At 69.0% G+C, this 16,015-nt stretch carries 16 protein-coding genes, 1 tRNA gene and 1 other annotated feature; of the genes, 13 read left to right on the top strand and 4 right to left on the bottom strand.

Features of this window, described 5'->3' with window-relative positions; translation table 11 throughout:
* The 4 genes from Q0938_RS08685 to fabI all read right to left on the bottom strand — a co-directional run bounded on the left by Q0938_RS08685 (position 1) and on the right by fabI (position 3,660).
* Entirely contained in the window at positions 1–1,533 is a 1,533-nt protein-coding gene (locus Q0938_RS08685; protein ID WP_299360990.1) for a phospholipase D-like domain-containing protein, read from the bottom strand.
* Between the two features lie 111 nt (positions 1,534–1,644).
* Positions 1,645–2,166, bottom strand: a complete 522-nt coding sequence (gene gpt / locus Q0938_RS08680; protein ID WP_299360987.1) for a xanthine phosphoribosyltransferase — start codon at positions 2,164–2,166, stop codon at positions 1,645–1,647.
* An 8-nt stretch (positions 2,167–2,174) separates the two neighbouring features.
* Positions 2,175–2,786 carry a LysE family translocator gene (locus tag Q0938_RS08675; protein ID WP_299360982.1) on the bottom strand — a complete coding sequence of 204 codons (612 nt, stop codon included), beginning with the start codon at positions 2,784–2,786 and terminating at the stop codon, positions 2,175–2,177.
* A gap of 34 nt (positions 2,787–2,820) precedes the next feature.
* A complete protein-coding gene (gene fabI, locus Q0938_RS08670; RefSeq protein ID WP_299360980.1) occupies positions 2,821–3,660 on the bottom strand; it encodes an enoyl-ACP reductase FabI in 840 nt (279 codons plus the stop codon).
* Positions 3,661–3,723: 63 nt separating this feature from the next.
* Here fabI and pdxH point away from each other — a divergent pair, with 63 nt between their 5' ends.
* From pdxH to Q0938_RS08605, 13 genes are all read left to right on the top strand, one after another.
* Complete coding sequence (gene pdxH / locus Q0938_RS08665; RefSeq protein WP_299360979.1) at positions 3,724–4,338, top strand: pyridoxamine 5'-phosphate oxidase; 615 nt, start codon at positions 3,724–3,726, stop codon at positions 4,336–4,338.
* A gap of 143 nt (positions 4,339–4,481) precedes the next feature.
* Positions 4,482–5,204, top strand: coding sequence for a cold shock domain-containing protein (locus Q0938_RS08660; protein ID WP_366942740.1), 723 nt, complete (start codon positions 4,482–4,484; stop codon positions 5,202–5,204).
* Positions 5,205–5,235: 31 nt separating this feature from the next.
* The gene (locus Q0938_RS08655) at positions 5,236–5,742 is read left to right on the top strand and encodes a DUF192 domain-containing protein (protein ID WP_299360977.1); all 507 of its coding nucleotides are present in this window, start codon (positions 5,236–5,238) and stop codon (positions 5,740–5,742) included.
* 86 nt (positions 5,743–5,828) lie between these two features.
* Positions 5,829–5,905 (top strand) — tRNA-Pro (locus tag Q0938_RS08650).
* Positions 5,906–6,065: 160 nt separating this feature from the next.
* Positions 6,066–6,123: a sequence feature (sul1 is cis-regulatory element that is thought to sense ions involved in sulfur or methionine metabolism; They are found in Alphaproteobacteria), on the top strand.
* Between the two features lie 54 nt (positions 6,124–6,177).
* Positions 6,178–7,668 carry a SulP family inorganic anion transporter gene (locus tag Q0938_RS08645; RefSeq protein ID WP_299360976.1) on the top strand — a complete coding sequence of 497 codons (1,491 nt, stop codon included), beginning with the start codon at positions 6,178–6,180 and terminating at the stop codon, positions 7,666–7,668.
* A 16-nt stretch (positions 7,669–7,684) separates the two neighbouring features.
* On the top strand, positions 7,685–8,548 hold the full coding sequence (locus Q0938_RS08640; RefSeq protein ID WP_299360975.1) for a universal stress protein: 864 nt from the start codon (positions 7,685–7,687) through the stop codon (positions 8,546–8,548).
* Between the two features lie 192 nt (positions 8,549–8,740).
* On the top strand, positions 8,741–9,142 hold the full coding sequence (locus Q0938_RS08635; RefSeq protein ID WP_299360973.1) for an OB-fold domain-containing protein: 402 nt from the start codon (positions 8,741–8,743) through the stop codon (positions 9,140–9,142).
* Positions 9,142–10,293 carry a thiolase gene (locus tag Q0938_RS08630; protein WP_299360971.1) on the top strand — a complete coding sequence of 384 codons (1,152 nt, stop codon included), beginning with the start codon at positions 9,142–9,144 and terminating at the stop codon, positions 10,291–10,293. The genes Q0938_RS08635 and Q0938_RS08630 overlap by 1 nt, the downstream gene beginning before the upstream one ends.
* A gap of 29 nt (positions 10,294–10,322) precedes the next feature.
* Positions 10,323–12,416: an acetate--CoA ligase family protein gene (locus Q0938_RS08625; protein WP_299360970.1), complete on the top strand. Its 2,094-nt coding sequence runs from the start codon at positions 10,323–10,325 to the stop codon at positions 12,414–12,416.
* Positions 12,406–13,269 carry a MaoC/PaaZ C-terminal domain-containing protein gene (locus Q0938_RS08620; protein WP_299360968.1) on the top strand — a complete coding sequence of 288 codons (864 nt, stop codon included), beginning with the start codon at positions 12,406–12,408 and terminating at the stop codon, positions 13,267–13,269. Before Q0938_RS08625 ends, Q0938_RS08620 begins: the two co-directional genes overlap by 11 nt.
* A 106-nt stretch (positions 13,270–13,375) precedes the next feature.
* A complete protein-coding gene (locus tag Q0938_RS08615) occupies positions 13,376–13,609 on the top strand; it encodes a hypothetical protein (RefSeq protein ID WP_299360966.1) in 234 nt (77 codons plus the stop codon).
* A gap of 11 nt (positions 13,610–13,620) precedes the next feature.
* Positions 13,621–14,541 (top strand): SDR family NAD(P)-dependent oxidoreductase, encoded by a 921-nt coding sequence (locus tag Q0938_RS08610; protein WP_299360964.1) that lies wholly within the window; start codon positions 13,621–13,623, stop codon positions 14,539–14,541.
* Between the two features lie 9 nt (positions 14,542–14,550).
* A complete protein-coding gene (locus tag Q0938_RS08605) occupies positions 14,551–15,975 on the top strand; it encodes a hypothetical protein (protein WP_299360963.1) in 1,425 nt (474 codons plus the stop codon).
* Positions 15,976–16,015 lie beyond the last annotated feature (40 nt).

Genomic DNA, 16,015 nt, shown 5'->3' with positions numbered 1-16,015 from the left:
TCAGTCCTGCGGATTCCGGTCGGCGCGTGCCCCGCGTCGGCTGAATACCAGCAATCCGGCGGTCAGGCCGACGACACCGGCGCCGATCATCAGATGCCGGCCGGTCAGGCCCAGCCGATCGCGAGCGCTGCGGCGATAGCGCGGATCGAACAGCTTCGTGTCGGCAAACAACCTGTTGATCAGGGTTTCCCGGCGGCGAGGAACCGGCTTCAGTCCGCGGCCCCGCCTTTCGTTCAGGGCGTCGATGGTGCGGACCATGCTGCCGCGGCGGGACAAGGCAGCCTCGACCGTTTCCGGCGACTGGTCCAGGTGTTCGCCGATCAGCCCGGCACGGATGCGCCGGATGCAGGCGCGATCCTCGGCCCGGGACGCCACCAGCGACACGTCCGCCTCGGTGTCGAACCCCATCGAGCGGCGATCGATGTTGCTGGACCCGACCCGCAGCAGCCGGTCGTCGACGATCAGAAGCTTGGCATGGACATAGATCGGTTCGCCGGCCTCGTTGACGGGATACAGGATCCGGAACCGGTCATGGGGGTCGTGGCGGGACAGATAGCGGATCGCGCGGCTGCGGATCACGTGCATCGCCCGATCCTCGACGGCCCCCTGGGCTGCGCGCGGATTGATCACGACGACCTCGGGCCCGTGCCGCTCGGACAGCCGCGCGGCGATGGCGCGCACGATGCTGCCGGCGGAGAAGTATTGCGATTCCATGTAGATCGCGTCCCGGGCACTGGCGATGCCGTCCAGATACAGGGTCTCGATCTCGGCGATCGGGGGTTTGTCGCTGCCCGGCGGCTCGGTCCGGGAAATGCCGACGCCGATGTCGGCAAAATCGGGCCGGATGCTGTCGGGCCACAGATCGACGCCCGGGTCCCGCGCTGGCGGCAGTTCCTCGTCATTGGCGCGGTGCCAGCGCATCCGGGCCAGTTCACCCATCGCCTTGGCCGCAGCGCCGTCGAACACCGCCGCCGCGTCATGCCAAGGCTGCGCCTCGACCCCCGATTTCAGCTTGCGGCGGGGATCACCCGGCAGGTGGCCGCGGCTGTCCCAGCGCCCGTCGGTGACGTCGATCCCCCCGCAGAAGGCCAGCCGGTCGTCCACCACGACGATCTTCTGGTGGTGGCAGGCGCCGATCGGGTGGCGCCCGTCGAAGGCGAGGTGCACCTGATCGGGGCTGAGCAGCTTGATCCGCAGGCTGGGGATAAGCCGCCCGGGCGCGATCAGGGCACCCCCGCTCCACTTCAGCAGATAGATGTCCAGCTGCGGCTTGCGGTCGGCCAGCGCGTCGAAGAACGGGCCGATCTGGTTCGGCAACCCGTCCGGGGCCAATCCCTCTTCGTCGCTTTCGCCGGGCAGCATCTCGATCTCGAAATCGAAATCCCAGCCGATCATCAGGACCTGGTCATGGGCGTCGATCAGGACCTCGCGCAGGGCGCGGAAATAATCCTGGGCGTCGATGATCAGCGAAAACCGGTTCGTCCGTTCCGCCCGCCAGCAATTGCGTCCCGGCAGCAGTTCGAAGTCCTTCATGATCTGGGGGTCCCCGCATTTTCCCACCCGTGACCGGGCCGGTTCTGGCGCATCGTCTAGCCTGATCCCGCGGCCTTGTCCCGGCGTCGCCCGACCGCCCGGGAACACAGATCAGTCAGTGCCGCGATAGGGTTCGACATACTGCAGGGCCATGTCCCACGGAAAGAATATCCAGGTGTCCTGGCTGACCTCGGTGATGTAGGTCTGGACCATCGGCTGGCCCTTGGGCTTGGCATAGACGGTGGCGAAATGGGCGCGGGGGTACATCTGCCGCACCAGTTCCAGGGTACGGCCGCTGTCGACCAGATCGTCGACGACCAGGACCCCTTCGCCGTCGCCCATCATCTGGGCGTCGGGCGATTTCAGCACCACCACGTCACCCTGTTCGCCCTTGCGATAGGATTTGACGCTGATCGTGTCGATGGTGCGGATGTCCAGTTCCCGCGCCACGATCATTGCGGGCACCATGCCGCCGCGGGTGATGGCCACGACCGCCCGCCATTCGCCGCCGCCCACCGGCGCCTTGTCCTGCAGCCGCCACGCCAGCGCCCGCGCGTCGCGGTGCAGCTGATCCCAGCTGACGTGAAAGCCGCGCTCATGGGGCAGGCGCTGTTCGAGAGACGGACGGACCATGGAAGACCTCAGGGGCGAAGGACAAGCGACAGGCCGAGCGCGCCGATCAGCGCCCCGGCGATCCGGTCGATCCACACGCCGGCGCGCAGATAGGCGCGACGGACGGGACCGGTGGCCATCAGGACGGTGACCCCGGCATAGAAGGCCAGCTCGACCGCCAGCGCGACCAGATAGATGACGGCGGCGGCGACGCCGTGCAGCGCGGGAAAGATCGACAGGATCACCCCGGCATAGAACAGCGCCGGCTTGGGGTTCGACAGGTTCAGCGCCACGCCTTGCCCGAAACCGGGGCCGGTAACGGTCTCGCCCTCCATCGCCAGCGGATCGGCGGCCTGGCGCACCATCTGCACGGCGATCCAGACCAGATACAGCCCGCCGAGGATCTTCAGCCCGACATACAGCGACGGCACCAGCCGGAACAGGATCGTCAGCCCGAACAGCGCGAACAGGCACCACAGCGAGGCACCGAGCGCGAGTCCGATCGCATAGGGCATCGACGCCCGCCGCCCCCGCGCCGCGGCCGAGCGGCTGGCGGCGATGATCGCGGGCCCCGGCGACAGGATCGCCAGCGCCAGCGTGCCGACGAACAGCAGCAGCTGTGGAAACGTGACGGCGTCCATCACCGCAGGCCGACGGACCGCCCCGCCGCACCCGTCATTCGGCGGCCTTGCGGTTCACCACCGCGTCGATGTCGGGCGCGTCCACGGCCTTCATCCCGACGACATGATACCCTGAATCGACGTGATGCACCTCGCCGGTGACGCCCGACCCGAGGTCCGACAGCAGATACAGGGCAGACTTGCCCACGTCGTCCAGGTTGGTGTTGCGGCGCAGCGGCGAATTCAGCTCGTTCCACTTGAGGATATAGCGGAAATCCCCGATGCCCGAGGCCGCCAGGGTCTTGATCGGCCCGGCGCTGATCGCGTTGACGCGGATCCGGTCCTTTCCCAGATCCTCGGCCAGATACCGGACCGACGCCTCCAGCGCGGCCTTGGCCACGCCCATCACGTTGTAATGCGGCATGACCCGTTCGGACCCGTAATAGGTCATCGTCAGGACGCTGCCCCCTTCGGGCATCATCCGGGCCGCCCGCTGGGTGACGGCGGTGAAGGAATAGACCGAGATGTCCATCGTGCGCAGGAAGTTGTCGCGGGTCGTGTCGACATAGCGGCCGCGCAACTCGTCCTTGTCGGAAAAGCCGATCGCGTGAACGATGAAGTCCAGCCTGCCCCATTCGCGTTCCAGCGCCGCGAACAGGTCATCGACCGACTGCATGTCGGCCACGTCGCAGGGCAGCACCAGGGACGATCCGAGCTGTTCCGCCAGCGGCCCGACCCGTTTTTTCAGCGCCTCGCCCTGGTACGAGAACGCCAGTTCCGCGCCGTGCTGCGCCAGGGTTCGAGCGATGCCCCAGGCGATCGACTTGTCATTGGCCAGCCCCATGATCAGGCCGCGCTTTCCCGCCATCAGGCCCGTCGTGGCACCGCTTGACATGTCCGTTTCCTCGTGTGTTCAACCGTTGGTGAGGATTAGGGCAAAGCCGGCGGGGCAGCAAGCATGACCGAGCGCGCAGCAGCGGACCGCACCGGGATCTTTGCCGGCGACGACCCCTTCGTGCTGGCGCGGGCGTGGCTGGCCGAGGCGGAGGCCAGCGAACCCAACGATCCGAACGCCATGGCGCTTGCGACGGTGGACCCCCAGGGGATGCCGGATGTCCGGATGGTCCTGCTGAAGGACATCGAGCCCGCCGCCTTCGTGTTCTATACCAACTACGACAGCGCCAAGGGCGTGCAGATCGCCGGGACCGGCATGGCGGCATTGGTCCTGCACTGGAAATCCCTGCGCCGGCAGATCCGGGTCCGGGGCACGGTCACCCGCGAGGATGGGCCCCAGGCCGATGCCTATTACGCCAGCCGGGCGCTGCAGTCCCGGATCGGGGCGTGGGCCAGCCGGCAAAGCCAGCCGCTGGACAGTCGCGCGGCGCTGGTTGCCGAGGCCGCGCGGCAGGGGATGGTTCACGGGTTGAACCCGTCGCGCCCGCCGTTCTGGGGCGGGTTCCGGATCACCCCGGTCCAGATCGAGTTCTGGGCGGATGGCGCATTCCGCCTGCACGACCGGTTCCGCTGGACCCGCACCGGCGAGCATTGGGATGTGGTCCGACTCAGCCCCTGACGGGTAAAATCACGTCCAGTTCGCCTGCAGGCTGGTGTGCTGCATGGATGAGTCGTAAGATCGGCGAAAGACTCTGCGTTGAAGCAGACAGATCCGCGTCTTTCCGGGACAGGACAGGGACGCGGAACACGGGGAAAGGGCCGATGGGCACGGTACTGGAACAGCCGCTGGACGATGGGCGCGTCGTGGTTGGCCACATGAAGTGGTTCGACCCCGGCCGCGGCTTCGGGTTTCTCGTGGATGACGCGGGCGGTCAGGACGTGCTGGTCCACGGCAATGTGGTGCGCAAGTTCGGTCAGGGATCGCTGGCCGAAGGCACCCGGGTGGTGGTCGAGGTTGCCGAGACAGACCGCGGCCGCCAGGCCACCCGCGTGGTGTCGATCGACACCGGATCGGACATGTCCGCCCCGCCGATCGCCGATCTGTGCAACCTGTCCACGGCCGAGCTGATGCAGCTGCCCCCCCTGCCCGCACGGGTCAAGTGGTTCGACCGGGCCAAGGGGTTCGGGTTTGCCAATGTCTTCGGCAGGCGCGACGACGTGTTCCTGCATATCGAGGTGGTCCGCCATTGCGGGTTCGCCGACCTGATCCAGGGGGAGGCGATCGGCATGCGTGTGGTCGATGGCCGCCGCGGCCTGATGGCGGCGCAGCTGTTCAGCTGGGACCGCGCCACCGAGGACGATGGCCTGGGCGATGGCGGGAACGGACCACGGGGCAGCATGGAGCACCCGAACGGGGCCGGCGCCATGTCCCTGGCCGACGAATACGCGCTGCCCGACGACTGGAACCGCGGCGCGCGACGGGCGCGCGCCGAGCCCGCAGCGCCCCTGCCCCGCTGCAGGGTTCCGCTCGCGGCCCAGGGCTGACCGTCGGTTCGGCATGGGTTTCAGGTCCGCAATGTTGCGCCCCCTGACGCTTGCTCTGGCCCTGGCGCTGCCCGTCGGCGGGACGGTCCACGCCGGATCATCAGGCGCATTGTCCTGTCAGGAAGATGTCGCGATCCTGGTCTCGGAAAGTGGCGAGATCCCGGTCCGGGTCGAGATCGCCGACGACGCGGACGAGCGCGCGCGCGGGCTGATGCACCGGACATCCCTGCCGCCGGGACAGGGAATGCTGTTCATCTATTCCTCGCCCCAGCAGGTCGCCTTCTGGATGAAGAACACCCTGATCCCGCTGGATCTGCTGTTCATCGACGCGGCGGGCCGCGTCCGGCACATCCATCCGAATGCACGGCCGCATGATCTGACGTCGATACCCGGCGCGACCGAGGACGATCCAAGCCCGGAACGGCTGATGGTGCTGGAAATCGGCGGCGGAGAGGCGGCGCGGCTGGGGCTGACCACCGGATCGATCCTCCGCCATCCCCGCCTGCCCCAGCACATCGCCGCCGCACCCTGCCCCTGAGCCGACGCAGGCTGCCGCGCAGCGTGCAGGCGGCAGCGTACAGGCCCCCTTTCCCCCCCGGCCAGCCGCGGTTACAAGAGCCGCGTCGGGGCGTGGCGCAGCCTGGTAGCGCGACGGTTTTGGGTACCGTAGGCCGGAGGTTCGAATCCTCTCGCCCCGACCACGCTGAACGCACTGAACCGCAGCCCTCGGAAGCGCCGGATTCCCGCGGCGGCGGCGTGTTGGTGCGGCCGCAGCGCACCGGACCCGCGCGGACCTGCAGCAAGCATCCAGCGCACCGGGTTGGCAACGCCACCCGGTGCGGCTACGAGGCTCCGAATTCGTCAGGACCCGGGTGCGATTCCCGGGTGGCTCTTCCGGCCGCCGATCCGCCGGACAAATCGATCACGCAAGATCCGCAAGACGGCGCCCCGGGGCGCCGCCAATGGACGCCACATGATAATCTCACAGAACTACCGCGAGGAATGGTTCGGCAACATCCGCGCCGATCTGCTGTCGGGGCTGGTTGTCGCGCTCGCCCTGATCCCCGAGGCGATCGCCTTTTCCATCATCGCCGGGGTCGATCCCAAGGTCGGGCTCTATGCCAGCTTTTCCATTGCCGTGCTGACCGCGTTCCTGGGCGGCCGGCCCGGCATGATTTCCGCCGCCACCGCGGCCACGGCCGTGCTGATGGTCACCCTCGTCCGCGATCACGGGCTGGAATACCTGCTGGCCGCCACCGTCCTTGCGGGACTGATCCAGATCGGCGCGGGGCTGCTGCGGCTGGGGCGGTTCATGCGCTTCGTGTCGAAATCGGTAATGACCGGCTTCGTGAACGCGCTGGCGATCCTGATCTTCATGGCGCAGTTGCCGGAACTCGATCCGTCGCGGGTCGGGGTGCTGACCTACGCGCTGGTCGGCGCCGGACTGGCGATCATCTACCTGTTCCCGATGCTGACCCGCACCATCCCGTCGCCGCTGGTCACCATCATCGTGCTGACCGTGCTGGTCTGGGCGACCGGGTGGGACGTGCGCAGCGTGGGCGACATGGGCGCCCTGCCCGACACGCTGCCGGTGTTCCTGATCCCGGACATCCCGCTGAACCCGGAGACACTGGCGATCATCCTGCCGTATTCCGTCGCGGTCGCCGTCGTCGGGCTGCTGGAAAGCCTGATGACGCAGAACATCGTGGACGAACTGACCGACACCCCCTCCGACCGCAACCAGGAATGCATCGGCCAGGGCATCGCGAACACCGCAACCGGGTTCATCGGCGGCATGGCGGGCTGCGCGATGATCGGTCAATCGATCATCAACGTGAAATCCGGCGGCCGCGGCCGGCTGTCCACCTTTACGGCGGGACTGGTGCTGCTGATCCTGGTCGTGTTCCTGTCCGATCTCGTCCGGATCATCCCGATGGCCGCGCTGGTCGCGATCATGATCATGGTGTCGGTGGGGACGTTTTCGTGGTCGTCGCTGGGCAACATGCGGACGCATCCGCTGTCATCCTCGGTGGTGATGCTGGCGACCGTCGTCACCGTCGTCTACACCCACAACCTGGCCATCGGCGTCCTGGTCGGCGTGCTGCTGTCGGGCATCTTCTTTGCCGCCAAGATCGCGCAGCTGTTCCGGGTCACCTCGACGATCAGCGAGGACGGGCGCCACCGAACCTATGTGGTCGAGGGCCAGCTGTTCTACGCCTCGGTCGAGGATTTCATGCGCAGCTTCGACTTCCGCGAGGCCGTCGAGCGGGTGACGATCGACGTCAGCCGGGCGCATATCTGGGACATTTCGTCAGTGCAGGCGCTGGACATGGCGGTGCTGAAATTCCGCCGCGACGGGGCCGAGGTGGACATCACCGGCATGAACGAGGCCTCGGAAACGCTGGTCGACCGGCTGGCGATCCATGACAAGCCGGGCGCCCTGGACAGCTTGACCGCGCATTGAGGAAGGGAGCGATCCGATGACAACCAACACCATCATCGCGATGATCGACGGGTCCGAGTTCTCCGGCCCGGTGCTGGACATGACCGCCTGGGCTGCGACCCGCAACGACGCGCCGGTGCGACTGCTGCACGTGCTGCCGGGCCGGACACCGCCGAAACCGGATTTGTCGGGCGCCATCCGGCTGGGTGCCCGCACCGCCCTGCTGAACGAGCTGTCCGAACTGGATGAGCAGCGGGCGAGGCTGGCCATGACGCAGGGCCGGGCGATCCTGGACGATGCGACCGACCTGCTGAAACGCGCCGGTGTCACCCGGATCACCGCCCAGCTGCGCCAGGGCGATCTGCTGGACACTGTCGCCGCGCAGGAGTCCGAGCTGGGCCTGATCGTCATCGGCAAGCGCGGCGAGACGGCGGAACGGGCGCAGGGGCATCTGGGGTCGAACTTCGAACGGATCGTCCGGGCCAGCCGCCTGCCGGTGCTGATGGCGCCGCGCCGGACCCGGCCGATCGAACGGGTCACCATCGCCTGGGACGGCGGCCCGTCCGCGCGCCGGGCCGTGGACCGGGTCGCGCAGCTCCCCGCCTATCGGGGGCTGAGCACGGATCTGGTCACGGTGGGCGGACCCGAGGCGCAGTCATCGCTGAACGAACCGCAGCGGATCCTGGCGGCCGCCGGCATCGATGCCACGCCACGGGTGATCGGGACGGCAGCCGACCGCACCCAGCCCGAACGCGCCCTGCTGCGGCATCTGGAGAAGTCCGGGTCGGACGTCCTGGTGATGGGCGCCTATGGCCATTCCCGCATCAGGACCCTGATGATCGGCTCCACCACGACCGCGATCCTGCGCGAGGCGCAGCTGCCGGTGCTGCTGGTCCGGTGACCGTCAGGCGTGGCGGACACCGCGGCGCGAAGGCAGACCATGACGCCTTCGCCCTCTTCTCCGATACGGCCGGCTACCTGATGATCCGACCTATGCCGGACCGATATGCATGAAATTGCGAACATGCATTGGCCTGCCGGGTGCGGGCGCGGGATCATGCGCCCGCACGCAGCAACCGGCAGGACACATGGCATGACCGACGACAAGGCAGTGGAGGGTGGCCCCCAGGCGCGGTTCGAGGCGTTTCTGGCGCAGGGCCGGTTCATGATCCAGCGGTCGCGCAGCACCGGCGAACACGTGTTCTGGCCAAGGGTCGCGGCCCCGTCCGGCGCCATGGACCTGGAGTGGGTTCCGGCCAGCGGCGACGGCGTCGTCTACGCCATCACCGTCAATCGGTCGCGCCAGGGCGCCTACAACGTCGCGCTGGTCGATCTGGCCGAGGGGCCGCGCATGATGACCACCCTGCCCGCGGTCGAGACGGTTCCGATCGGCACCCCCGTCCGTGCCCGAATCGAGACGGTCGGCGAAACGACGCGGGTGGTGTTCGACCCGGTCGCCACGGACGACGCGCCTGCCCGGAAGGAGGGCGCGTGATGGCTCATCCGCTGCGGGGAAAGACTGCCATCGTGGGCATGGCCACTGCCGGGGTGGGCGAGGCGCCGGGCTTTTCGGCGATGGAACTGCTGGCCCAGGCCAGCATGGCGGCGCTGGACGATTGCGGGCTGAAACTCTCCGATATCGACGCCGTGTTCGCCGCGACCAGCAGCCATGCCTTTCCGTCGATGAGTGTCGTGGAATATCTGGGCCTGCGGCCGAAATTCTTCGACAGCACCAATGTCGGCGGCTCCAGCTTCGAGATGCACCTGCTGCAGGCCTCGCTGGCGCTGCAGGCGGGGCTGTGTGACGTGGCCCTGATCTGCTACGGCTCGAACCAGCGCACCGCGGGCGGCCGGCTGGTGTCGATGTCCGAGCCCCAGTGGCACGAAACCCCCTACCGGCCGCGGCACCCGATCACCGCCTATGCGCTGGCCACCAGCCGGCACATGCACCAGTACGGGACCACCCGCGAACAGCTGGCCGACGTCGCCGTCGCGGCGCGGGAGTGGGCCAACCTGAACCCCCAGGCCTTCGCCCGCGGCCCGCTGACGCGCGAGGACGTGCTGTCGACGCGGATGGTGTCCGACCCGCTGACCGCCGGCGACTGCTGCCTGGTGACCGACGGGGCCGCCGCCTGCATCATGGTGCGCGCGGACCGGGTCGCCGACTTCCCGACCAGGCCCGCCTATTTCCTGGGTGCCGCGGGGGCGAACTGGCACCGGTCGATCGTGGCCATGCCGGATCTGACCGTCACCGCCGCGTCCGACAGCGGTCCCCGCGCCTTCGACATGGCCGGGCTGACCCATGCCGATGTCGATCTGGTGATGCTGTATGACGCGTTCACCATCAACACCGTGCTGTTCCTCGAGGATCTCGGCTTCTGCCCCAAGGGCGAGGGCGGGCGCTTCGTCCAGGGGGGCCGGATCGCACCCGGCGGCGACCTGGCGGTCAACACCAACGGCGGCGGCCTGTCCTGCGTGCATCCGGGCATGTACGGCATGTTCCTGATCGCCGAGGCCGTCACCCAGATCCGTGGCGACGCGGGGGACCGGCAGCTGGATCGCTGCGACATTGCCCTGCTGCACGGCAATGGCGGCACCCTGTCCAGCCAGGTGACGGCGTTTCTTGGATCCGAGGCCGCGCTGTGAGCGGGCCATCCGCATCCGACGACCGCGGATTGACGGCGCTGCTTGCCCCCGAAAGCGTCGCGATCATCGGCGCGTCCGCGGACCGTCTGCGGATCGGCGGCCGCCCGATCGACGCCATGCTGCGGGCGGGCTATCGCGGGCGCATCCTGCCGGTGAACCCGAACCGGGACCGAATCCAGGGTCTGGCCTGCCATCCCTCGGTCGCCGACCTGCCCGAAACGCCGGACGCCGCCATCGTCGCGGTTCCGGCGGCCGGCGCCCTCGACGCGGTCGAGGCACTGGGCCAGCGCGGCTGCCGGGCCGTCACGCTGTTCACCGCCGGGTTCGCCGAAACCGGCGAGGCGGGGCGCGCCGCGCAGGACCGGCTGCTGGAGATCACCCGCCGGCACGGCATGCGGATGCTGGGGCCGAACAGCCTCGGCGTCTACAACACCCGGCTGGCCTATTACGGGACCTTCTCGTCGTCGCTGGACACCGGGTTTCCGCGCGACGGCAATATCGGCATCGCCAGCCAGTCCGGCGCCTATGGGGCCCATCTGGGCGCGGTCGCCCGCGACCGGGGGCTCGGCGTGTCGATGCTCGTCTCGACCGGGAACGAGGCTGACGTAACGGTGGCGGACGCGATCCGGTGGATGGCCGGGTCCGACCAGGTCGAGGTGATCTGCGCCTATATGGAAGGGATCAACGACCCCGCCGGGCTGATCGCCGCGGCCGACCTGGCGCGCGCGAACGGCAAGCCGATCTTCCTGCTCAAGGCCGGCCGCAGCGAACTTGGCGCCCATGCCGCGGCCTCGCACACCGCATCGCTGACCGGCGATGATGCGGTGGTGTCGGCGGTGCTTGCCCGGCACGGGGTGATCCGAGTCGAGGATACCGACCAGATGATGGACTATGCCTATACGGCGCATCACCGAATCTATCCCGTCGGCAACAGCATGGGGTTCATCACCGTGTCGGGTGGCGCCGGGATCATCGCCTCGGACGAGGCAGAGCAGCTCGGCCTGCCGATGCCGCCGATGCCCGCCGACGCGCAGGCGAGGCTCAAGGCGCTGCTGCCGATCTCGTCGCCGGTCAACCCGCTGGACTGCACCGCCCAGGCGCTGAACGACCCGACCCTGTTCGAACGCTTCATGCGAGCGGCGCTGCAGGATGGCGGATACCGGTCGGTGGCCTGCTTCATGACCTATGTCGCGGGCGGCAAGGATCTGGCCCCCGTGCTGCTGGACACGCTGGCGCCGCTGCGGTCGGATTTTCCGGACCGGCTGCTGGCCCTGTGCGTCATCGGCCCGCCCGACGTGATCCGCAGCTACGAGGATGCGGGATTCCTGGTGTTCCAGGACCCCAGCCGCTGCGTCCGGGCGCTGGCCGCGATGGGCCGCGTGGGCGACATGCTGGCGCAGCCGGCGGTCGAGGCCCCACCGCTGCCCGCCGCGCCGGCCCTGCCACCGGCACAGCCTGACGAGCACGAGGCGAAGACGATCCTTGCGGCCGCAGGCATCAACGCCGCGCCGGAGGCGGTCGTCCAGACGGCAGCAGAGGCCGGGGCGGCGGCGGCGCGGCTGGGCTTTCCCGTGGTGATGAAGATCCTGTCCGCCGACATCCTCCACAAATCCGACATCGGCGGGGTGCGGCTGGGGATCGGCAGCGCCGCCGAAGCCGAGGAGGCGCATCACGCCATCCGGGACGCCGTCGCGGCAGCGGCACCCGACGCGCGGCTGTCCGGCGTGCTGGTCGCGCGCCAGATCACGGGTGGCACGGAATGCTTCATGGGGATCAGCCGCGACCCGACCTTCGGTCCGATGGCGGCCTTCGGCCTGGGCGGGATCTTCGTCGAGGTGCTGAAGGACGTGGTGATCCGCCCCTGCCCGTTCGGCGTCGCCGAGGCACGCGAGATGATCGGCGCGATCCGCGGCGCGGCGATCCTGCAGGGCGCCCGCGGCCGCCCGCCCGCGGACCTCGACGCGTTGGCCGAGATGCTGTCCCGGCTGTCGGTCTTTGCCGCGTCGGCCGGGCCGCGCCTGGTCTCGGTCGACCTGAACCCGGTGCTGGTGATGCCGCAGGGCCAGGGCGCCTGGGCGCTGGACGCCGTCATCGAACTGGACGAGGCCGCCGATGCCGCTTGACCCGCAGACCCTCCTGAACTTCGAGATCCCCGAGCAACGGCAGGGCTATGGCCACCGTGAGGTCGCGTTCTACGCGCTGTCGATCGGCCTGGGCCAGGATCCGCTGGACACCGACCAGCTGCGCTTTGCCGGCGGTCTGGACGAGATCGTGGCGTTCCCGACAATGGCGCTGGTGCTGGGGCATCCGGGGTTCTGGCTGGCCGACCCCCGCACCGGGGTCGATGCCACCCGGGTGCTGCATGGCGAGCAGGGCATGACCCTGCACGCGCCCCTGCCCCCTGCCGGCACCGTGATCGGGCGCACCCGGGTGACCGGGCTGATCGACAAGGGCGCCGGCAAGGGCGCGCTGATGTATTCCGAAAAGGACCTGGTCGACGCCGACACCGGCACGCTGCTGGCCACGACGCGCAGCACCACCTTCCTGCGCGGGGATGGCGGCTGCGGCGGCACGAATGCAGAGCCAAAGCAGGTTCACCAGCTGCCGGACACCCCGCCCGACATCGCGATCGAGATCCCCACCCGGCCCGAACAGGCGCTGTGGTACAGGTGGAACTGCGACGACAACCCGTTGCACCTGAACCCCGCCGTTGCGGCCCGCGCCGGGTTCGAGCGCCCGATCCTGCATGGCCTGTGCACACTGGGGGTCGCCGCGCAGGCGCTGCTCCGGACCCTTGCCGGTGGGAATGCGGGCCGGTTTCGCACCCTCGATGCCCGCTTTACGGCGCCCGTCTACCCGGGCGAAACGCTGCGGACAGAGATCTGGCGGGACGGATCGTTCCGCACCCGGGTGGTCGAACGTGACGTGGTGGTGATCGCCAATGGCCGGTTCGAGGTCGCGGCGGGGGACGGCTGATGGACCATCCTGACCGGCCAAACCAGCGGCCGCTGCTGATCGACACTGCCGCCGGCATGGCATCCCGGCAGGGCGGCCTCCGCGCGGCGATGGGCCGGAGCTCGGCGTGTCGATGCTGACGATCAACCGGTCGACCCTTTGCCCGCGCGCCACCGATCACATCGTCGACCGGGCCGGCCCGCATGCCGCGCCGGTCGATCCGCTGCCCGGCGCCCCGTCGCTGGACCCGCCCAGCGCCTTCATCCAGGCACGTCCCCATTCGACCGATGGCGGCGCCTCCGAGTATCAGAAGACCATCGCAGCCAGGCAGGTGCCGGGCCTGCGCGACAGCATCCGGTGAAAGGAACAATCATGAGCATCGATCTGGGATTGCGGGACAAGGTGGTGATCGTCACCGGCGCGGGCGGCGGCATCGGCCGGGGCATCGCGCTGGCCATGGCCCGCGCCGGGGCGCGAGTGGTGATCAACGACATCGGCGTCTCGCTGGGCGGCGAGGGCGGATCGTCCAGCCCGGCCGAGGAAACCCGCAGCCTGATCGAATCCGCCGGCGGACAGGCCGCGATCAGCACCGACAGCGTGTCCGACTGGGACAGCGCCCGCAAGATCGTGCAATGCGCGCTTGACAGCTTCGGCCGGGTCGACGCCGTCGTGAACAACGCCGGCATCCTGCGCGACGCGATCTTCCACAAGATGGACCCGGGCGACTGGAAATCGGTGATCGACGTCCATCTGAACGGCAGCTTCTACGTCAGTCGGGCCGCCGCCGAACCGTTCCGCGCTCAGGAAAGCGGCGCCTTCGTCCACATGACCTCGGCCTCGGGGCTGATCGGCAATTTCGGGCAGGCGAACTATTCCGCGGCGAAGCTGGGCATCGCGGCACTGTCGAAGTCCATCGCGCTGGACATGAAACGCTACAACGTGCGCTCGAACTGCATCGCCCCCTTCGCGTGGAGCCGGATGACGGATTCAATCCCCGCCAGCACCCCCGAGGAACAGGCGCGGGTCGAGCGGATGAAGCGGATGACCCCGGAAACGAACGCGCCGCTGGCGGTGTTCCTGGCGTCCGATGCGGCACGCGAAGTAACCGGGCAGATCTTTGCCGCGCGACTGAACGAACTGTTCCTGTTCGGCCAGCCCCGTCCCGTCCGCAGCGTCCATGCGGATGGCGGCTGGACCCCCGAAACGATCGCCGAACGCGCGCTGCCTGCCCTGCGGGCCGGGATGACCCCGCTCGACCGGTCGGGCGACGTGTTCAGCTGGGACCCGATCTGACCGGGCATCATGTCACCCCCCGCCGCCCGCAACCTGGGCAATCTGGTCGCGCAGCTGTGCCTGCTGACGGTGATCGCGATCTCGATCGCCCAGATCCTGGTGACCGCCGCGCCCCTCAGCGTGGTGGCCGCGGTCGCGCTGGCGCTGTATTTCGTACTGACCTGGCGGCAGTTCACGGTGGCGACCTGGGTGCCGATCGTGCTGTCCGCAGTGCTGCTGCTGATCGCCGGGATTCGCGGCACCGACAGCGCGACGCTGATTGAGGCGGTGAACAGGATGGCCTTCCTGTCATCGCTGCTGGCGCTGCTGGGGATCCTGCGCGTCGTCGCGTCGGACGCGCCGGAGATCGCCCGCGCCGGACGATTCCTGACCGCCCAGCCGCCGGGGCGCCGCTATCTAGCGATGAATTTCGGCGGCCACGTCTTCGGGCTGCTGATCAACCTGGGCGGGCTGGCGCTGCTGCTGGAAATGGCGCGGGGATCGCTCGACCGCCCGGACGTTCAGCTGACCGAGCGCCAGCGCGAGTGGAAGCTGCGCCGGATGACGGTGGCGACGCTGCGCGGGTTCGTCCTGATCCCGATGTGGTCGCCCTTCGGGTTCGGGATGAACGCCCTGCTGCTGGCCATGCCGGGGCTGACCTACGCCCAGGTCGGGCCGCGCGGCCTGGGCGTGGCGATGCTGTTCCTGCTCTGGGGATGGTTCCTCGACTGGCTGACCGGACCCAGGGTCGCCCCCGGAACCCTGCAGCCGCCCCCGACCGAGCCTGCCGACCGGACCGGCGTCCTGATCCTGATCGGGCATGTCGTGATGCTAGGCGGGCTGGTGTTCCTGCTGCATTTCGCCATCGGCTGGGACTTTCAGCAGGCGCTGCTGATCGCCGTCCCCGGATACAGCCTGATCTGGGCCGCCCGGACCGGCCGCCATCAGCCCGGCGGATCGGCGGGCGCGATGCGGCGCACCCTGGCCGCCACGGTGCGACGGTTTCCGCTGGCCGCGGGCGAGATCGGGGTGTTCGCCTCGGCCGGGCTGCTGTCGGTGCTGGCGCTGGAACTGATCCCGCTCGACCGGGTCCAGGACCTGGTCGTCGCACTGGCGATGCCGGCCTGGCAGATGGTGGCGCTGCTGAACCTGTCGCTGTTCGTGCTGGCAACCGTGGGCATCAACCCGATCATCAGCGCCTCGGTGATCGGCTCGGTGGTCGCCCAGCTGCATCTGCCGGGGCTCAGCTTGCCCGCCGCGGCGCTGTCGCTGGCCGGCGCCTGGTCCTGCGTGATGGGGTTCACCCCGTTCATCACCACGGTCGCCTATGCCGGCGCGCTGATCGGGCGGTCCCCGTCCACCGTCGGATTCCGCTGGAACGGGCTTTACTGCCTGTCCTCGCTGGTCATGTGGACCGCCGGCATGGCGTTGGCGGTAGCGATGGGCGTGATCTGATCCGGATCGCCCCGATCGGCCGCCCCGTGATCGGCCCGAC

It is taken from the genome of uncultured Paracoccus sp. (assembly GCF_947496875.1).
In the GTDB taxonomy this organism is placed as follows: Bacteria; Pseudomonadota; Alphaproteobacteria; order Rhodobacterales; family Rhodobacteraceae; genus Paracoccus.
This window is presented reverse-complemented; position numbering and strand designations above follow the sequence as displayed.